Genomic DNA, 17586 nt, shown 5'->3' on the forward strand with positions numbered 1-17586 from the left:
CGCAATCCGCGGCTCGAAAGCAGATTCGAATGGTGAAGAATCATGTCTGAAAGTCCGATCGATCCTCATACGCATCATCACGCGCATTGCCTGCCGTTCAGCGCGCAACTGTTCGGCGCGAGCGGCACGAAGCCGCGCACGCGGTTTCGCTTCTGGGCGCCGTCGTGCGAACGCGTGCAGGTCGTGGTCGAAAACGGCCCCGCGCAGGGCGCGCACGACATGACGCCGGCCGGCAACGGCTGGTTCGAGGCCACCGTGGACAGCGGCGCGGGCACGCTGTATCGCTACCGGCTCGACGGCGGGCAGACGGTGCCCGATCCTGCATCGCGATTCCAGCCTCAAGACGTGCATGGACCAAGCGAGGTGATCGACCCGCGCGCGTACCGTTGGGAGCACACCGACTGGCATGGCCGGCCGTGGGAGGAAACGGTGCTGTACGAGCTGCACGTCGGCACGATGGGCGGCTATGCAGGTGTGCAAACGCGTTTGCCGGCGCTCGTCGAACTCGGTGTCACCGCGATCGAACTGATGCCAGTGAACGATTTCCCCGGCCGCCATAACTGGGGCTACGACGGCGTACTACCCTACGCGCCCGATTCCGCCTACGGCCGCCCCGAAGATCTGAAAGCGCTGATCGATGCCGCGCACGGTCTCGGCCTGATGGTGTTTCTCGACGTCGTGTACAACCACTTCGGCCCCGACGGCAATTATCTGCATCGCTACGCGCAGTCGTTTTTCCGTGAGGGGAAGACGACGCCATGGGGCCCCGCGATCGACTTCGCGCGCAGCGAAGTGAACGACTTCTTCACCGACAACGCGGTGTACTGGATCAACGAATACCGGATCGACGGACTGCGCTTCGATGCGGTGCATGCGATCAACAATCACGACTGGCTGCGCGAATTGTCCGACCATATCCGCGCGCGCGTGCAGCATGGCCGCCATGTGCATCTGGTGCTCGAAAACGAGCACAACAGCGCGAGCCTGCTCGACACGCATTTCAACGCGCAATGGAACGACGACGCGCACAACACGCTGCACGTGCTGCTGACCGGCGAAACGGAAGGCTATTACCATGCGTACGCCGAGCGTCCGATCCGCCGCCTCGCGCGCGTGCTGGCCGAGGGCTTCGCGTATCAGGGCGACCCGTCGCCGATTCACGACGGCGCGCCACGTGGCGAAGAAAGTGGCCATCTGTCGCCCACATCGTTCGTGATGTTCCTGCAGAACCACGATCAGATCGGCAATCGCGCGCTCGGCGAGCGGCTGCGCTCGCTGACCTCGGACGATGCATTGCGCGCCGCGACCGGCTTGCTGCTGCTGTCGCCGCAAATCCCGCTGCTGTTCATGGACGAGGAATACGGCTCGACGCAGCCGTTCCTGTTTTTCACCGACTACACCGGCCAGCTCGCCGACGCGGTACGCGAAGGACGCCGCCGCGAATTCGCGCGCTTCTCCGCATTCAGCGATGAAAAACGGCGCGCGCAGATTCCCGATCCGAACGATGCGCAGACCTTCGCCGCGTCGTCGCCGCCCGCGCCCGACGCGGCACCATCGCCGGATCGTCTCGACTGGATGCATTTCTACAAGTCCGCGCTCGCGGTGCGCGCGAAGCTGATTACGCCGCGCCTGAAACATGGCAAAGCGCTCGGCGCGACCGTGTTGAGCGCCGCCGACGGCAACGACGCGAACGCGCTGATCGCGCGCTGGAAACTCGGCGATGGCGAGACGCTGTCGATCGCGCTGAATCTGTCGCAGCAGAGCGTCGCATTCGACAAAGTGCCTGGCGGCAAGGTTATTTTCGAAACGCCGCCGCGCGTGCGCGAACAGATCGACGCGCACGTGCTGCCCGCTCATACGTTCGTCGCGTGGCTGACCGGCGATGTCAGCGAATACGCGAGCCGCCATGATGCGCGCGTCGCGAACCACGAGGAGCATCACGCGTGACGACCCGCCGCCCCAACGACAAGATCACCGCGCTCGCCGCGCTCGCCGGCTTCGAGGTGCAGTGGCAGGATGCGCACCACAAGACGCAACACGTGCCCGAGAACACGCTCGCGACGCTGCTCGACCGCATGGGTTTGCCGTGCGGCAACGCCACGCAGATCCGCCACAGCACGACCGTTCTGGAAGCCGAACTATCGGGCCGCAAGATGCCGCCGCTGATGACCGCGGTGATCGGACGCGGCATTGCGCTGCCGGCGACGGCGGTCAAATCGGGCAGCCATTACCGGATCGAGCTTGAAAGCGGCGCGATCATCGACGGCCGCTTTACCGCGCCGAAGGGCGAGGAAGCGCTGCTCGCGCCGATCGACGAAGCCGGCTATCACACGCTCGTCATCAACGATCTGCGCGTGACGCTCGCGGTCGCGCCGCCGCGCTGTTATACGGTCGCCGACGCGTGGCGTACGCTGCATGACGGCAGCGACGATGCCTCGGAGTCCGCGCCGCCGCTGTGGGGCATTGCCGCGCAACTGTATGGTCTACGCCGCATTGGCGACGGCGGCATCGGCGATTACACGGCGCTCGCGCAGCTCGCGCAACACAGCGCCCGGCGCGGCGCGCATGCGCTCGCCGTGAGTCCGACACATGCGATGTTCAGCGCGCAGCCGCGCAGCTTCAGCCCGTATGCACCATCGTCACGTTTGTGGCTCAACGTCACGCATATCGATCCCGCCGCGGTGTTCGGCGCTGAGGCGGCACGTGCCGCGCTCGCGGCCGTGCAAGGCGGCGATGCATGGTCGAAATACGAAAACGACCCGCTGATCGACTGGCCGAACGCGACGCCATTGAAGCTCGCGGTATTGCGCAAGCTCTACGATCAGTTCAACGCGCATGAACGCCCGCAACACTCGCCCCGCGCGCTCGAATTTCACGGCTTCTGCGAACGCGCGGGCCGCGCGCTCGAAGACCATGCGCGCTTCGAAGCATTGCAGGCCGTGCAACTCGCGCAAGGCGGCGACGGCCATTGGCGCAACTGGCCCGACGCATTGCGCGATCCGCGTAGTCCGGAGGTCGAGGCGTTCGCGCAAGCGCATCGCAATGAAGTCGACTTTCATCTGTTCATGCAGTGGCTCGCCGCGCGCGGCCTGTCGCACGCGCAACACGTGGCGCGCGAAGCCGGCATGGCGGTCGGACTGATCGCCGATCTCGCGGTCGGCTGCGACAGCGCCGGCAGTCACGCATGGTCCTATCCCGACGACATGCTGCAGCGCGTGTCGGTCGGCGCGCCGCCCGATCTGTTCAATCAGGCCGGCCAGTCCTGGGGGCTCACCACCTTCTCGCCGCGCGCGATGCGCACGCAGGGCTTCGCCGCGTTCATCGACATGCTGCGCGCGGCGTTCGCGCATGCCGGCGGCATCCGCATCGATCACATTCTCGGCTTGCGGCGGCTGTGGCTCGTGCCCGAAGGCGAAAGCGCGCGCAACGGCGCCTATCTGCGCTATCCGCTCGAAGATCTGCTGCGGCTGATCGCGCTCGAATCGTGGCGGTATCGCGCGATCGTGATCGGCGAGGATCTCGGCACCGTGCCGCCCGGTTTTCGCGAGCGGCTCGACGAACACGGCATCGACGGTATTCGCGTGCTGTGGTTCGAGCGCGCGCAGACCGGCAACGGCTTCAAGGCGCCGCGCGAATGGGATCAATACGCGGTCGGCACCACCACCACGCACGATCTGCCGACGGTGGCCGGCTGGTGGCGCGGCAGCGACATCACGTGGCGCAACCGGATCGGCCAGACGATGGCGCGCGCGGACGGCCGCGATCCCGAGCAGGCCGCGCAGGAAGAGCGCGGCGAGGACCGCGCGGCGTTGTGGCATGCGTTCCAGCAGGCCGGCGTCGCGGCGCCCGAGGTCGCGCCGCCGTCCGCCGACAACGCGCCGGTCGACGAAGCGCTCGCATTCGTCGCCGCGACGCCGTGCCCGCTCGTCACCTACCCGCTTGAAGACCTGCTCGCGCTCGCCGAGCAGCCGAACCTGCCGGGCTCGATCGACGAGCATCCGAACTGGCGCCGTCGCACGACGCTGCCCATCGATGCGATGTTCGACGACGCGACGTTCAGCGACCGCCTGATGGCGGTCGATCGCGCGCGCCGGGCGGCCTCGTCCGCCGCGCCCCCTCCCTCACCGAACGATTCTTCGGAGCCCGACACGCCATGACCGTCCCACGCTCCACGCTGCGCCTCCAGTTCCACCGGGGCTTCACGTTCGACGACGCCGCGCGGCACGTCGACTACTTCGCCGCGCTCGGCATCAGCCATCTGTACGCATCGCCGATCACGACCGCCGAGCCGGGTTCGATGCACGGCTACGACACCGTCGACTACACCCAGGTCAGCGCCGAATGCGGCGGCGAGGAGGGCCTGAAGCGCCTCGTCGACAAACTGCGCGCGCACGCGATGGGGCTGATCGTCGATATCGTGCCGAACCATATGGGCATCGGCGGCTCGAGCAACGCGTGGTGGCTCGATATCCTCGAATGGGGGCGCCATAGCGCGTATGCGCGTCATTTCGACGTCGACTGGCATTCGCCCGACCCGGCCTTGCGCGGCAAGGTGCTGCTGCCGACGCTCGGCGCATCGTACGGCGATGAACTGGCGGCGGCCCGCATCGCGCTGAAGTTCGCGGCGGACAGCGGGCGCTTTTATATCGGCTACGGGCCGCACGCGTTTCCGGTGTGCCCGATCGATTACGCGTCGATTCTGCAAAGCGCGGACCGTGCCGACCTGAGCGCGCTCGCCGCGCGTTTCAACGGGCTGACCACGCAACCCGCCGATCAGCCGCGCGCCGCCGAAGGGCGCGACGCGTTGCGCGAGTTCGTCGCGCGCGAAGGCAATTCGGCGATCGAGTTCGTGCTGGAAGCGTATGCGTCGGAGGACCCGGTTCCGCGCGACCGGCTGCATCGGCTGATCGAGCGCCAGCATTTCCGGCTCGCGTGGTGGCGCACCGCGTCCGATGAAGTGAACTGGCGGCGCTTCTTCGATATCTCGACTTTGGCGGGCGTGCGCGTCGAGCGGCCCGAGGTGTTCGACGCGGTGCATGCGCTGATTTTTCGTCTGTATCGCGAAGGGCTGATCGACGGCTTGCGGATCGATCACATCGACGGGCTTGCCGAGCCGCGCGAATATTGCCAGCGGCTGCGGCAACGGCTCACCGAATTGCGCGATACCGCGCCGTATGTGGTGGTCGAGAAGATTCTCGGCCGCGACGAGCCGCTGCGCGACGACTGGCCTGTCGACGGCACGACCGGCTACGACTTCATGAACGACGTGGGCGCACTGCTGCACGATCCGGCCGGCGCGGAGCCGCTGGCGCGGACCTGGGCCGAGTTGACCGGCCGCAGCGCGCAGTTCGCCGACGAAGCACTCGCCGCGCGACGCAAGATTCTCGCGGAGAATCTGTCGGCGGAACTGGATCGCGCGGCGCGTTCGTTGCATCGCATCGCGCGCGATTCGCTGTCGACGCGCGACTTCACGTTCACGACGCTGCGCCGCGTGTTGACCGAACTGGTCGTGCATTTCCCGGTGTATCGGATGTATCCGCAAAACGGCCTGCGCAGCACCATCGACAACGTCTATTTCGACGCCGCGCTGGCCGGCGCGCGCGCGACGCTGGCGCGCTCGGATCATGCGGCGCTCGAACGTGTGAATGCGTGGCTCGGCGGCAGCGCCGAAGAAGCGCCGGCCGCGCGCGCCGGCGCGCCGGCCCAACAGCAAGCGCAAGGCGGCGCGCAGCCGATGCACACGGGTTCGTCGCGGCGCAACGCCCAAACGCTGTTTTCGCAGCTGACCGCGCCGCTCGCCGCGAAGGCGATCGAAGACACCGCGTGCTATCGCTATGGCCGTCTGCTGTCGCGCAACGAAGTCGGCGCGGACCCGGGCGAATTCGCGTTGTCGGTCGAGCAGTTTCACGCGAGCAATCTGGAGCGCGCGCAGCGCTTTCCGCATGCGTTGCTCGCGACGGCCACACACGATCACAAACGCGGCGAAGACGTGCGGGCGCGGCTCGCAGTGCTGAGCGAGATCGCCGACGACTGGGGCGCGACGTTGCGCGCGTGGTCGACGTTGAACGCGCCGCAGCGGCGCGCGCTCGACGGCACGCCGATCAGCAGCGTGAGCCAGGACAAGAGCGACGCATGGGCACCCGGCCCCGCCGCCGAGGCGATGCTGTATCAGACGCTGGTGGGTTGCTGGCCGCCGGACCTGCGCGCGGACGACGAAGCCGGCGTGAAGGCGCTCGCCGAGCGCGTTGCGCAATGGCAGTTGAAAGCGCTGCGCGAGGCGAAGCTGCAAACCAGTTGGCTCGCGCCTGATGAAGCGTACGAAGCCGGCTGCCGCGAGTTCCTGTTCGACATCCTCGCGCCGCAACGGCGCGACGGCTTTCTGAAGGAGCTGTCGGCGTTCGTCGCGCGGGTCGGCCGCGCCGGCGTGCTGAACAGCTTGCAGCAGACCGTGCTGCGGCTCGCGTCGCCGGGCATTCCGGATATCTATCAGGGCACCGAGTTGTGGGACTTCAGCCTCGTCGATCCCGATAACCGGCGGCCTGTCGATTTCGCGAAACGCGAGGCCTGGCTCGCGCAGACGCCGCCGTCGGAGTTTCTATCGGACTGGCGTGATGGACGCGTGAAGCTCGCGGTCACTCAGCGTGTGCTCGCGTTGCGCGCGCATCTGCCTGAGTTGCTGAGTCAGAGTACGTATCTGCCGCTTGCGGTGCGCGGCGCGCATGCGTCGAATGTGATTGCGTTTGCGCGCCGGCATGGCAATGCGTGGGCCGTGGTGATCGCGAGCCGGCTGGCGGCGGGACTGCTCGGCGCGGATCGTGGCGGTGACGATGGCGGAGATAGCGGCAGCGCTGTGCATCGCGATCTGCCGCTCGTCGAGCCGGCGCAATGGGCGGACACAGCGGTCGAGATGCCGGCCGATCTGTCGGCACGCGCGTTGTTCGACTGGCTGAGTCCGGCCGCGCCGAAGGTCGACGATCACGGGCTGCTGTATCTGCGTGACGCGCTCGCCGCGATGCCGGTTGCGGTGTTGGTAGAGGATGGGGTGCCGCGAAGTTGATGGGGATAGTCGAGACCGGGTGGTCTGGTCGCTATTGAGCTTGATGAAGCCTCAACCACCCTCGTCATCGAATATCTTCGGATACACGCGCACGAGCACGATGCGCGGCCCCTTCATTTTCTTGACCACCACGTCGAAGTGTTCGAATTCGACACGCTGCCCTTCGCTGGGCAGATCGTTGAGCGCCTGGATCACCAGACCGCCGACGGATTCGGCCTTGCCCTCGTCGATATCGATGCCCAGCGCGCGCTCCAGCGACACCACCGGCAAGCTGCCCTTGCCCATCAGCGTGCCGTCGTCCATGCGCGTCCAGTCGGCATCGCCCTGGCGAAACTCGTCGTGAATCTGGCCGACCAGCGCGCCGAGCAGATTGTCGAGCGTCAGGAAGCCGATCGGCTTCGCGTTCTTGTGGCCGACCAGCGCGAAATGCGGGGCGCCCTTGCGAAAGCGGCGGAACAGTTCGAGCGCCGGCATATCCGGCTTCACATACTGCACCGGGCGCACGTAGCGCGTCAGATCGTCGAGCGTGCTGCCGGCCTGACGCGCGAGCAAAAGATCTTTCAGATGGATCATGCCGACCACGCGCTCACCCGACGCATCCTCGAACAACGGATAGCGGCTGAAGCGATGCCGCGCGACGACCTGCATGTTGTCGCGCAACGGCAGATCGCGCCGCAGGCACGCCATTTCATGCGACGGCCGCATCAGGTCCGACACGGTCATGCGCGAGAAATCCAGCGAGTGGGCGATCGTGTTCCATTCGTCCTGACTGTATGCGCCATCGGACGCACCGAGTTCGCTCGCGACCCGCGCGCGGCGGCCGCGCAGGATCAGCTTTAGCTCTTCGGTCGAGTAGTGCGAATCGTGACCCTGGTCGGTGTGCAGCCCGGCGGCCTTCAGCACCGTGTTCGCGCTCGTGTTGAGCACCCAGATCGCCGGGTACATCGCCCAGTAAAAGCAGAACAGCGGCATCGCGGTCCATAGCGAGATCTTCTCCGCCTCGCGGATCGCCAGCGACTTCGGCGCGAGTTCGCCGACCACGATATGCAGGAATGAAATGCACGAGAAAGCGAAGAACAGCGAGATGCCGTGAATCAGATCGCTCGATTCGACGCCGATCACGCGAAACAGCGGCATCAGCAATTGCGCGAACGCCGGTTCGCCGATCCAGCCGAGGCCGAGAGACGCGAGCGTGATGCCAAGCTGACACGCGGACAGGTATGCATCGAGTTGTCCATGGACCTTCGCGAGCAAACGTCCTCGCATCCCATGCTGGGCTGCGAGGCTTTGCACGCGGGTTTGCCGCAGTTTCACCAGACCGAATTCGGCGGCGACGAAAAAGCCGTTGAGGGCAACCAGAAACAATGCACCGATAAGGGCGACAACCTGGATCAAAGCGAGGGGCTCCGGCAACAAAAGTTGTCAGTATAGAGGGCGAAAGCTCGTTGAAAAGTTAATCACGCGCGAATGTCGAGCCACACCGCGCGTTCGTGCACGGCGCTCATTTCGGCGCGGACGCGGTGAGCGGTATGCGCAGTGCGAGCGTGGCGGTGCTGGGGCGGCCGTTCTGTGCGGCCGCCTCGCCCGCTTCCACCGCGTCGCCTTGCTCGAAGCTGCCGCCGTGCGCTTCGGCGACGCGCTTGCACAGCGCGAATACCCAGGCGATGCGCTTGGCCTCGCGCGGCTCGCCGGCCTGCCTGCGCGCAAACGCTTCGAGCATATGCGGTAATGCGGCGTCGTTGAGCGCCTGGCTCGGCTCATACGCGACGCTCACATGCCATGCGCCGGTGTCCGCGCGCGTGGCCAGCGCGACCTCGGCGCCGCGCGTGCTCGCTTCGACCGCGAAGGTGAGCATCAGCCACAAGGCAGCGGTTAGACGCTCGCGGTCGCCGTTCAACTGCTCGGTGGCGAGCTGCGAGTCGAGCCTGAGTTCGACGCCGCGCGAGCGGGCGAGTCCGCTACGCACCTCCTCGATGGTTTCATCGAGCAGCGGATGCAGTGGGAACGGCGCATACGCGAGCACCAGCGCTTTCGTTTCGGCGCGCGTCGTGTCGACGATCGTTTCGAGCAGCTTCACCTGCTGATCGACGCCGCTGCGAATCCCGGTGATCGCGCGCTGCGAATTGGGGTCGTTCGCATCGAGCTTGCGTTCGAGCACGTACGCCCAGCTATGGATCGCATTCAATGGACCGCGCAGATCGTGCGACACCAGCGACAACACATGATCGCGCATGAATAACGCGGTTTCGGCGCGCAGACGCGCGCTGCGTTCGGAGATGACGAGGCCAGCAGTTGCCGGCTGGGCGCCAGCAATCCCAGTTGAAGACGTTGTCACGGTCGAGCCTCTCAGGCAATGCTGGATGATGGAAGGAAGCCTCATTATAGGCATCCCGTCCGGCCCGGCCAGCCTGGCCGAACGGCCAACAGCGCCGCAATCCGCGTGCCACGCGGGCACCCACGACAAGGCCCGACAATCGTCCGCAATACTCGGGCGATGGGGCATCAACCCGCCTACAATGTCGGTTTTACGTTTTGATCAAAGGAGCGACGCATGTCGACTGTGACGACCGAATCCGGCCTGAAATACGAAGACCTCGTGGAAGGCACCGGCGCCGAGGCAGTAGCCGGCAAGACCGTGACCGTGCACTACACGGGCTGGCTCACCGACGGCCAGAAGTTCGACTCGAGCAAGGACCGCAACGACCCGTTCGCGTTCGTGCTGGGCGGCGGCATGGTCATCAAGGGCTGGGACGAAGGCGTGCAAGGTATGAAGGTCGGCGGCACGCGCAAGCTGACCATTCCGCCGCAACTCGGCTACGGCGTGCGCGGCGCGGGCGGCGTGATTCCGCCGAATGCGACGCTGGTGTTCGAAGTCGAACTGCTCGAAGTCTGAGCTGGGCGTTTTAGCCCGACCTAAGCTGTTTTTGTGAGCCACGCCGCCGTCACCGCCCCTAACGTTTCGCTGCGCTGCTATGGCGCGGTCGAAGCGTCGGACGTGCATGATTTTCATCAGGTCGTGCTCGGGCTCGACGGCGCGATGGTGATGGCGGTAGACGGCGTCGCGCAGCAGATCGACGCCGGCTCCGCATGGCTGATCCCGGCCGGCGCGCGGCACGACTACGCGGGCGTCGGCTCGAACCGGCAACTGGTGCTCGACTTGCCGGCCACGTCGTTGGCCGTACCGGAGCGGCTCTTCGAGCGCGCGCGGGCTGTGACCGTCGATGCGTCGGTCGCGCAGCTCGTGCATCGGATCGCCGCGCATGCGGCGGGCGGCGCCGAGGGCGATGCCGTCGACAATCGTCGCTTTCATTGGGATGCCGCGGCGCGTCTTGGCGCAGCGCTCGTCGCCGATCGCGGTGCGCTCGCCGGCACTCAAGCCGAGGGCGCCGGTCTCGATTTCGCGCGCATCGACCACTGGCTACGCGCGCATTTGTCGGAACCGCTGCGTATCGCAGACCTCGCCGCGCATTGCGGCTTCGGTATGCGGCGCTTTCATCAGCTTTTTATCGACGCGTTTGGCGAAACGCCGCATCGCTATTTGCAGCGACTGCGGCTCGATACGTCGATCACGCTGCTTGCGGATCCGCGTCTGTCATTGACGGATATTGCGCTCGATATCGGTTTTGGCGATCAGAGTGCTTATACGCATGCATTCACAAGACGCTTCGGGCTGGCGCCCGGGCAATGGCGGGCGTTGAGGCATTGAGGGTTGGCGCGGCATGGTGTACCGCGGCGCGGGATGGCAGCAAAAAGCCCGCTTCTGCGTCAGCATAAGCGGGCTTTTTCATGTGCGGAAAAGCGGGGGCGGGAGCGAATGACCGCAGCGTTCCGCCCCCGATGCTTGCTCAATTCACCGACAGTTGCAGATGCAGCTGCGAACGCGCCGGGGCGCCACCGTCGATTGCCTCGCTCGCGGCATCGCGATCCGATTGCGACGACGGCGCAAGACGCGCGCGTTCGATGCGATCGAGGTACTCGGTCGTCACGTCGCCAGTTACGTAGTTGCCGTCGAAGCACGATGCCTCGAATTCCTTCAGCGCCGGGTTGATGTCGCGCACCGCCTGCTTCAGCGCATCGACGTCCTGATACACGAGGTGATCGGCGCCGATCATGCGCGCGACTTCCTCGTCCGAACGGCCATGCGCGACGAGTTCGCCGCGCGTCGGCATATCGATGCCGTACACGTTCGGGAACTTCACCGGCGGCGCCGCCGACGCGAAAATCACCTTATTCGCGCCCGCATCGCGCGCCATCTGCACGATTTCATGCGACGTGGTGCCGCGCACGATCGAGTCGTCGACGATCAGCACGTTCTTGCCCTTGAACTCGATGCCCATCGCGTTCAGCTTCTGGCGCACCGACTTCTTGCGCACCGCCTGGCCCGGCATGATGAAGGTGCGGCCCACATAGCGGTTCTTGAAGAAGCCCTCGCGATACTCAACGCCCAGCTTCTTCGCGACCTGCATCGCGGCCGGGCGAGACGAGTCGGGAATCGGCATCACGACGTCGATCGCGACGTCGGGCAGCTCGCGGCGGACCTTCTCGGCGAGATAGTCGCCCATGCGCAGACGCACGTTATAGACCGGCACGCCATCCAGCACCGAATCCGGACGCGCCAGATACACGAGTTCGAAAATGCACGGGTTCAGGCTCGGCGTCGTCGCGCACTGCTGCGAGTGCAGATTGCCTTCGGCGTCGATAAAAATCGCCTCGCCCGGCTGCACGTCACGCACGAATTCGAAACCGATACCTTCGATTGCCACCGATTCCGACGCCAGCATCCATTCGACGCCTTCAGCCGTTTCCAGCTTGCCGATACACAGCGGACGGATACCGAACGGGTCACGCACTCCGAGCAGGCCGTAACCGGCGATCAGCGCGACGATCGCATACGAGCCGCGCACCCGCCGATGCACGCCCGACACCGCCTTGAACAGCGCGGCCGGATCGAGCTGCAGGCCCGAACTCGACAACTGCAATTCGTGCGCGAACACGTTGAGCAGCACTTCGGTATCGGAATTGGTGTTCACGTGGCGCCGATCGATGCGGAACATCTCATCTTTCAGTTGTTGCCAGTTGGTCAGATTGCCGTTGTGCGCGAGGATCAGGCCGAACGGAGCGTTCACGTAGAACGGCTGCGCTTCTTCTTCGCTCGATGCGGAACCGGCGGTCGGATAGCGGACCTGGCCGATACCAGTCGTGCCCGGCAGGCTGCGCATGTTGCGCGTGCGGAACACGTCGCGCACCATGCCGTTGGCCTTGTGCATGTGGAAATTGCTGCCGTTCGCCGTCGCGATGCCGGCGGCATCCTGACCGCGGTGCTGCAGCAGCAGCAGGCTGTCATAGATCAGCTGGTTGACCGGAGAATGGGAAACTACGCCTACGATGCCGCACATGGCATGTCCTTCAAAGGTACGAAATTCGTGATGGCAACCGGTGCCTGTGACCGCGTACACCCGCTGACGCGGCGGTACGCGTTACGACGTCAAGGCAGCCGGCGTGCGCCGGAGTCCTGTTGCGCATTGCTTTCGGTGCCCGGATCGTCCACATGGACGTATGCGGCGAGCGCCTCGGGAAGCAACGGTTTCATTGCACGCACGCCTTCGACCGCATACGGACGAAGCAGCGCGTTGCGCCAGAATTCCTGTTTGGGCAATTCGGTCAAGCCTGCGAGGGCGACCAGAATTAGCACCAGAACGACCCCGCGTACGAGGCCGAACATCAAACCAAGCGAGCGGTCTGCGCCGCCGAGCCCCGTGACCTGCACGAGGCGGCTGAGCAATGCGCTGACCACGCTCGCGACCAGCACGACGCCGATCACGATGAGCGAGAAAGCCAGCAGCCACTGGGTCAACGCACCACCCGGCCAGTTGGACGGGATGTAAGGGACAACATAGCCGACAAACTCGCAAGCCAGAAAAAACGCCGCGACCCAGCCGATCAGGCCAAACACTTCCGACAGCAGACCGCGCCAGGCGCCGCGCAGTGCCGACAAGCCAATCACCGCCATTACAGCGTAGTCGAACGCAGTGAACATCGCTGGCTTACTGTGCGGTGCCGCCGCTCGAGCCCGACATCAGGCCCGCCCCGCGCACCTTCGCGATGGCTTCCGTGGCGGCGGCGCGGTCTGCGAACGGACCGGCGCGCAGCAGCGTCAACGTCGAGCCGTCTGCCTGCTTACGATGTTCGATATATGCGGGTACACCCGCCGCTTTCAACTTCGCGGCCCAATTGCGCGCGTTCGCTTCGTTCGCAAATGCGCCGAGCTGAACCGCGAAACGATTGCCGGGCGGCGAGGCCGGCGTGCCGGAGTTCGCGTCCGCGCTGGCTGCGGTGTTCGTGTCGTCGTCGTTCGAGGTCGCGGCGGCTGGCGCTTTCGCCTGCTTGGCGGGTGCCGCGGGAGCGGTGTTGGCGGCGAGCGCCTGGGTTTGCGGTTTCGCCGTGGGCTTGGCCGCGGCGGTGGTGTGCGTGTCTGGTTTGGTGGCGGCCGACTGGGCCGATTGGGCTGGCTTCGCGGTCGATTGAGCCGTCTGGGCTGGCTTCGCGGCGGAGGCGGTTGCCGGTGCGGCCGCCGCGGTGGTTGCCGGAGCGAGGCCGGAAGCGGCGACGCCTGCATCGGCGGCAGGCGGATTGTCCGGTGCGACGCCCGCTTGCACGTCTTCGTTGGCGGCGGATCTGGCGAGTTTCGGTGCCGGACGGCTAGGGATATCGATGGAGATGTCGTCGGTGACGGGCTTCGGATGCGAATCCAGCACCATCGGCAGGATGATCACGGCCGCCACGACCAGCGCGATCGCGCCAACCAGCCGGCGACGCGCGCGCTGCTTTTCCGGCAACGTCGGGTCGAGCAGCATCGCATCGGCATCGACCGCGCGCTCGGTGCGGCGCGTACGCCGCTCGACGCGCTCACCCCGGGCGGGCCGACTGGAACTGGTGTTTGCGCCGCGCCGGCCGGGCGCGTCGTCTTTCTTGCCGAACGAGAAAATTCCCATGAATCGCTTGGTTCGAGCCTGGTGCCCGCTCAGTGTTGCTGCGATTTCCGGTAGGCCATCACACCCGCTACCGTATAGAAACTGCCGAAAACGACAATTCTATCATTCTCCGACGCACGTTTTAGCGCATCCTGGAAAGCTTCAGCGGGGGTCGTGTAGCGCGTCACGCTGCTATCGGTGCCGTCCTCGACACCGAGTTCGCGCAAGGTCGCTTCGAGTTCCTGCGCCGACGCGGCGCGTGGAGTCGGCAGATCGGTCACGCACCAGTGATCGACCTCGCCCTTCAGATGATTGAGCACGCCGGCGATGTCCTTGTCGCGCATCGCGCCGAACACCGCGTACGTATATGGAAAAAAGCCCATGTTGCCGAGATTTTGGCCGAGCACCGCGGCCGCGTGCGGGTTGTGGCCGACGTCGAGCACGATGGACGGCTTGCCGGGCAGCACCTGAAAACGTCCCGGCAGATCCACATTGGCGATACCGAGGCGGATGTCTTGCGCCGACACCGGCAAGCGATCGCGCAACGCCTCGAGACCGGCCAGCGCCGCCGAGGTATTGATCAGTTGATTCGCGCCACGCAGCGACGGGTAGGCGAGCGACGAACGTCGCATCGTCGGGCCGACGTAGCTCCATTGCTGACGCTCGCTGCCCGCCTGGCCTTCATAGCGGAAATCGCGGCCGAACAGCCACAATTCGGCGCCGATTTTTTCGGCATGATCGATCAACGTTTGCGGCGGTACCGGATCGGCGCAGATCGCCGGCTTGCCCGGACGGAAAATGCCGGCTTTTTCGAAGGCGATTTTCTCGCGCGTATCGCCGAGATAGTCGGTGTGATCGAGGTCGATGCTGGTGATGATCGCGCAGTCGGTGTCGAGGATATTGACCGCATCGAGACGTCCGCCGAGGCCGACTTCGAAAATCACCGCGTCGAGGCCGCGCGAGGCGAACAGGCTCATGATCGCGAGCGTGGTGAATTCGAAATACGTCAGCGTGACCGGTTCTGCGAGGCTCAGCCGTGCGGTTTCGACCGCTTCGAAGTGCGGCAGCAATTCCTCATCGCTTGCCATCGCGCCGTTGACGCGCGCCCGCTCGTTGAACGACAGCAGATGCGGCGACGTATGACAGCCTACCGTGTAGCCCGCGCGCAGCAGGATCGCTTCGAGAATCGCGCAGGTCGAGCCCTTGCCGTTCGTGCCGCCGACCGTGATGATCGGGCACGCGAACGACAGCTGCATCGCGTCGCGTACCTTGGAGATTCGGCCCAAACCCATGTCGATACCGACCGGATGCGCGGATTCAAGGTGCGTGAGCCACGCGTCGAGGGTGGGGAATGTCGTCATCGGGTGAATCTTGAGTGAATCGCGGTTGGTTCGCGGTGGTTCGGTTCTGCGGTGCTGAGGTTCAGCGCTTCTTGCGGATGAATGCCGGGGGAAAGCGGCTGTGCCGCGTTGCCGGTTGTGACGGCGTGGGTGGTAACCCAGTGTGCGACGCCGCCGCGCAGTTTATGCGCACAAACCCGTACACAAGGCCGCAGCCGCTTCGCTTCCAATTGCCTCCGCAGCGCAGGAGACCGCAATTATCGCGGAAATGACAGCGCGCCGCTTGATTGCTCACGCGGCGCGCTATGTTTTTGATTGCCTTCAGGCCATCGTCATCGCACGCGTTTTATACGACGATGAAAGATGAAACGGCGACGAGTCCCTGCTATCCGGCCTTACGCGACAGCGTCCGCCGGCTGATGACTCAACAGCGCCAGCAATTGCGCAATCTCTTCGCGCAGCTTGCGGCGGTCGACGATCATATCGATCGCGCCCTTCTGCAGCAGAAACTCGGCGCGCTGGAAGCCTTCCGGCAGTTTCTCGCGAACGGTCTGCTCGATCACGCGCGGGCCGGCAAAACCGATCAGCGCCTTCGGCTCGGCAATCACGACATCACCGAGGAACGCAAAACTTGCCGATACCCCGCCCATCGTCGGGTCGGTCAGCACGGAAATGAACGGCAGCCTGGCTTCGGCCAGCTTCGTCAGCATCGCAGTGGTTTTCGCCATCTGCATCAGCGACAGCAGGCTTTCCTGCATCCGCGCGCCGCCCGAAGCGGTCACGCAGATAAACGGCACCTTCTGCTCGAGCGCATTCTGCGCGCCGCGAGCAAAGCGCTCACCGACCACCGAACCCATCGAGCCGCCCATGAACGAAAACTCGAAGCACGCGACCACGACCGGCAGCGTATGAATCGCGCCGCCCATCACGACCATTGCATCGGTTTCGTCGGTTTCGTCCATCGCTTCCTTGATGCGCTCAGGATACTTGCGGCTGTCCTTGAACTTCAGCGCATCGACCGGAACGATTTCCTGACCGATTTCATAGCGGCCTTCCGCATCGAGCAAGCCGTCGAGCCGCTCGCGTGCGCCGATGCGCATATGGTGGTCGCACTTCGGGCAAACATGCAGATTGGCCTCGACGTCATTGCGATACAGCACGGCTTCGCACGACGGGCACTTGATCCACAGGCCTTCCGGAATCCCCTTGCGGCTCTTCGGGTCGGTTTGTTTGATTTTCGGCGGCAGCAGCTTATCGAGCCAGCTCATAGGGAATCCTTCTGGGTCAGCAGTCGCGCAAACGGCGGGACAAGCCCGCCGCTCACGTTACCGCGACAAAAATAACTGTTATCGGGCAGTCGCGACGCTATCGAGCGCTTCGCGCACTTCGGCGATGAAGCGCGTCAGCGTCTCGGCGGCAGCGTCGGGCGCAGCCTGTTCCAGCAATTGAACGATACGGCTGCCGATCACGACGGCGTCGGCCACACCGGCCACCGCGCGCGCCGTTTGCGCGTCGCGGATACCGAAACCGACGCCCACCGGCAGGGGGACGCGCGACTTGATGGCCGGGATTTTACTCGCGATGCTGGAAACGTCCAGATTTGCCGCGCCCGTCACCCCTTTCAGCGACACATAGTAGACGTAGCCGCTGGCAATCCGGCCGACTTCGGCGATCCGTTCGTCGGTCGACGTCGGCGCGAGCAGAAATATCGGATCGATCTCCGCAGAACGCATCTTTTCAGCGAATTCGGCGCTTTCTTCCGGCGGGTAGTCGACCACCAGCACGCCATCGACACCAGCCTCCTGCGCTGCCTTCGCAAAGGCTTCGGCGCCCATCCGTTCGATCGGATTCGCGTAGCCCATCAGCACGACGGGGGTCTTGTCGTCGGTCTCGCGAAAGCGCTTGACGTCGGCGAGTACGTGGCGCAGCGACACGCCGCGCGCCAACGCACGCTCGGACGACTGCTGGATCACCGGGCCGTCGGCCATCGGGTCGGAAAACGGCACGCCGAGTTCGATCACATCCGCGCCGCCAGCGGCGAGCGCGTGCATGAATTCGACGGTGCGAGCCGGGTCCGGGTCGCCAGCCGTCATGAACGGGATCAAGCCTTTCTTACCTTGGGCGGACAGTGCGGCGAACGTGTTCTTGATACGGGACATGGAAATATTCTCGAATTTGGGCTACTGCGCTCATTGCCGTGCTTTTTTATCGCATTTCA

The 17586-nt window shown here is 65.1% G+C and carries 13 protein-coding genes; 5 read left to right on the forward strand and 8 right to left on the reverse strand.

The genetic code is table 11. The features are described 5' to 3' along the window. The first annotated feature begins 42 nt into the window (after window positions 1–42). Genes treZ through treY form a run of 3 tightly spaced genes read left to right on the forward strand, consistent with a single transcriptional unit; the run spans window position 43 to window position 7057 of the window. Window positions 43–1947 carry a malto-oligosyltrehalose trehalohydrolase gene (gene treZ, locus L0U82_RS31730; protein WP_233837193.1) on the forward strand — a complete coding sequence of 635 codons (1905 nt, stop codon included), beginning with the start codon at window positions 43–45 and terminating at the stop codon, window positions 1945–1947. Continuing rightward, window positions 1944–4157 (forward strand): 4-alpha-glucanotransferase, encoded by a 2214-nt coding sequence (malQ, locus tag L0U82_RS31735; RefSeq protein WP_233837194.1) that lies wholly within the window; start codon window positions 1944–1946, stop codon window positions 4155–4157. The genes treZ and malQ overlap by 4 nt, the downstream gene beginning before the upstream one ends. Then, entirely contained in the window at window positions 4154–7057 is a 2904-nt protein-coding gene (gene treY / locus L0U82_RS31740) for a malto-oligosyltrehalose synthase (protein ID WP_233837195.1), read from the forward strand. The genes malQ and treY overlap by 4 nt, the downstream gene beginning before the upstream one ends. A 51-nt stretch (window positions 7058–7108) precedes the next feature. On the opposite strand, the gene L0U82_RS31745 is transcribed toward treY, so the two are convergent. Further along, a complete protein-coding gene (locus L0U82_RS31745; RefSeq protein WP_233837196.1) occupies window positions 7109–8452 on the reverse strand; it encodes a hemolysin family protein in 1344 nt (447 codons plus the stop codon). A gap of 106 nt (window positions 8453–8558) precedes the next feature. Then, window positions 8559–9392: a sensor histidine kinase gene (locus tag L0U82_RS31750; protein ID WP_233837197.1), complete on the reverse strand. Its 834-nt coding sequence runs from the start codon at window positions 9390–9392 to the stop codon at window positions 8559–8561. Window positions 9393–9608: 216 nt separating this feature from the next. Between L0U82_RS31750 and L0U82_RS31755 the strand changes: the two genes are divergently transcribed. Both L0U82_RS31755 and L0U82_RS31760 read left to right on the forward strand, forming a co-directional pair. Next, entirely contained in the window at window positions 9609–9950 is a 342-nt protein-coding gene (locus L0U82_RS31755; RefSeq protein WP_075304892.1) for an FKBP-type peptidyl-prolyl cis-trans isomerase, read from the forward strand. 33 nt (window positions 9951–9983) lie between these two features. After that, entirely contained in the window at window positions 9984–10763 is a 780-nt protein-coding gene (locus L0U82_RS31760; RefSeq protein ID WP_233837199.1) for an AraC family transcriptional regulator, read from the forward strand. A 139-nt stretch (window positions 10764–10902) separates the two neighbouring features. Here the strand turns inward: L0U82_RS31760 and purF are convergent, their stop codons facing one another. The 6 genes from purF to trpA all read right to left on the reverse strand — a co-directional run bounded on the left by purF (window position 10903) and on the right by trpA (window position 17527). After that, entirely contained in the window at window positions 10903–12453 is a 1551-nt protein-coding gene (gene purF, locus L0U82_RS31765) for an amidophosphoribosyltransferase (protein WP_233837200.1), read from the reverse strand. Between the two features lie 89 nt (window positions 12454–12542). Beyond that, on the reverse strand, window positions 12543–13094 hold the full coding sequence (locus L0U82_RS31770; protein WP_233837201.1) for a CvpA family protein: 552 nt from the start codon (window positions 13092–13094) through the stop codon (window positions 12543–12545). Window positions 13095–13101: 7 nt separating this feature from the next. Beyond that, window positions 13102–14049 (reverse strand): SPOR domain-containing protein, encoded by a 948-nt coding sequence (locus L0U82_RS31775; protein WP_233837202.1) that lies wholly within the window; start codon window positions 14047–14049, stop codon window positions 13102–13104. Between the two features lie 29 nt (window positions 14050–14078). Beyond that, the gene (gene folC / locus L0U82_RS31780) at window positions 14079–15389 is read right to left on the reverse strand and encodes a bifunctional tetrahydrofolate synthase/dihydrofolate synthase (RefSeq protein WP_233837203.1); all 1311 of its coding nucleotides are present in this window, start codon (window positions 15387–15389) and stop codon (window positions 14079–14081) included. Between the two features lie 374 nt (window positions 15390–15763). Beyond that, window positions 15764–16636 carry an acetyl-CoA carboxylase, carboxyltransferase subunit beta gene (accD, locus tag L0U82_RS31785; RefSeq protein WP_233837204.1) on the reverse strand — a complete coding sequence of 291 codons (873 nt, stop codon included), beginning with the start codon at window positions 16634–16636 and terminating at the stop codon, window positions 15764–15766. Window positions 16637–16714: 78 nt separating this feature from the next. Beyond that, window positions 16715–17527, reverse strand: coding sequence for a tryptophan synthase subunit alpha (gene trpA / locus L0U82_RS31790; protein WP_233837205.1), 813 nt, complete (start codon window positions 17525–17527; stop codon window positions 16715–16717). Window positions 17528–17586 lie beyond the last annotated feature (59 nt).

Origin of the sequence: Paraburkholderia sp. ZP32-5, from assembly GCF_021390495.1 — a bacterium.
Taxonomy (GTDB): Bacteria; Pseudomonadota; Gammaproteobacteria; order Burkholderiales; family Burkholderiaceae; genus Paraburkholderia.